The 1,705-nt window shown below is 62.1% G+C and carries 1 protein-coding gene; it reads left to right on the plus strand.

The genetic code is table 11. The features are described 5' to 3' along the window. Positions 1–110: 110 nt before the first annotated feature. Complete coding sequence (locus BJEO58_RS14725; RefSeq protein ID WP_101590200.1) at positions 111–1,685, plus strand: IS1634 family transposase; 1,575 nt, start codon at positions 111–113, stop codon at positions 1,683–1,685. The last annotated feature ends 20 nt before the right edge of the window (positions 1,686–1,705 follow it).

A 1,705-nucleotide genomic window follows, 5' to 3' on the forward strand; every position in this document is an offset into this window, starting at 1 on the left:
CCTGAGTTGCACAGGTCGGGGCGATTTTGAGCTTTGCGCGATCATCGACGCTGGTGACAGGTCCGGGTGCCGTGGTTTTTGGTAACTAATGCGGCTCGTAGACTGGGTGGATGGCCCCGTTTCTGCGCAAGGTGAAGACCGCGTCGGGGGCGACTGCTGTGCAGATCGCGGACAAGTCCGACGGTGCGTACCGCATTCTTGAACACCTCGGCTCGGCTCACACCGACGCCGAACTGGCTGCACTGATGTCAGTCGGTCAGGAGAAGCTCCACCCCGATCAAGGGGTCCTCCCACTCGATACCGGACCACCGGCAGCAACAGGGGAACGCGTCGCGAAATCCAGCCGCGCAGGGCTGCTCGTCGATGCGCTCACAAGCGTCTACCGCCGACTCGGGTTCGCGGACGCTCTACAGGATGAGGCGTTCTTCCAACTCGTCCTCGCCCGGCTGGTCGAAGCGACCTCGACCAGCGACAGCGTGCGCGTGCTCGAGGAACTCGGCGTCGATGCCTACCACCGCAACACACTCACGAACGCACTCGCGCGTGCTCATGAGCATCACTACCGGTCCCGGATCGCGAGCCTGTGCTTCACCCACAGCGTTGCCACGACTGGGGTATCGCTGTGTCTCTACGATGTGACGACTCTGTACTTCGAAGCCGAGCATGAAGACGAGCTGCGCCGTGTCGGCTATTCGAAGGAACGCCGGGTCGATCCCCAGATCGTCGTGGGTCTGCTCGTCGATCGATCCGGGTTCCCGCTGGAGATCGCCTGCTATGAAGGCAACAAGGCAGAGACCCACACGATCCTGCCCGTCATCCAGCAGTTCCAAGCCCGCCACGGCATCAGCGACATGGTCATCGTCGGGGACGCCGGGATGCTATCCGTCGAGAATCTCAAAGCCATCGACGCCGCCGGGCTCCGATTCATCGTCGGCTCCAGGCTGACGAAAGCACCGATCGATCTGGCCACGCATTTCCGCTGGAACGGTGACTACGCCGAGGATGGCCATACAGTCGACACGCTCACCCCGCGCGGGGTGAAGAAGCTCGATCCGCAGCGGACCGATCGGCGGGCCGAACCGGTATGGACACCTGCGGAGTATCCGGATGCGTGGCGTGCAGTGTGGCAATACCGACGCAAGAGAGCGCTGCGGGACGAACAGACGCTGAACCTGCAGCGCAATCGCGCCCTGGAAGTCATCGAAGGGGTGAAGTCGCAGAAGAACGCGCGGTTCGTGAAGACCACTGGGGCGAAGAAGACGTTCGATGAGGCGCGGTATGACCAAGCGATGAAGATGTCCGGGTGGAAGGGCTACGTGTCGAACATCGAGGCTGACATCATGCCAGCGCTCGAAGTCGTGGGGTCGTATCACGAGCTGTGGCACGTCGAGCAGTCTTTCCGGATGTCGAAGACCGACCTGCGTGCCAGACCGATCTTTCACCGCAAGCGTGATTCGATCGAGGCGCACCTGACGATGGTCTTCGCCGCATTGGCCGTCACGAGGTTCATGCAGCAAACGACGGGGGCGTCGTTGAAGAAGATCGTGACGACGCTGCGGCCGCTGCGCGAGTTCATCGGTGTTCTTGGTGGTCATGAGATCGCGTTCCCGCCGGCCGTGCCGGCTGACGCCGCCAACCTCATCGCCGAACTTGAGCAGGCTACTCGTGCAGATCCGTCGTGGTAACTAAACCTGTGCAACTCAGG

This window comes from Brevibacterium jeotgali (assembly GCF_900169175.1).
In the GTDB taxonomy this organism is placed as follows: domain Bacteria; phylum Actinomycetota; class Actinomycetes; order Actinomycetales; family Brevibacteriaceae; genus Brevibacterium; species Brevibacterium jeotgali.

Excerpts from the sequence above, each read along its gene's own strand:
- BJEO58_RS14725 (WP_101590200.1), top strand. The coding sequence starts at position 111 with ATGGCCCCGTTTCTGCGCAAGGTGAAGACCGCGTCGGGGGCGACTGCT.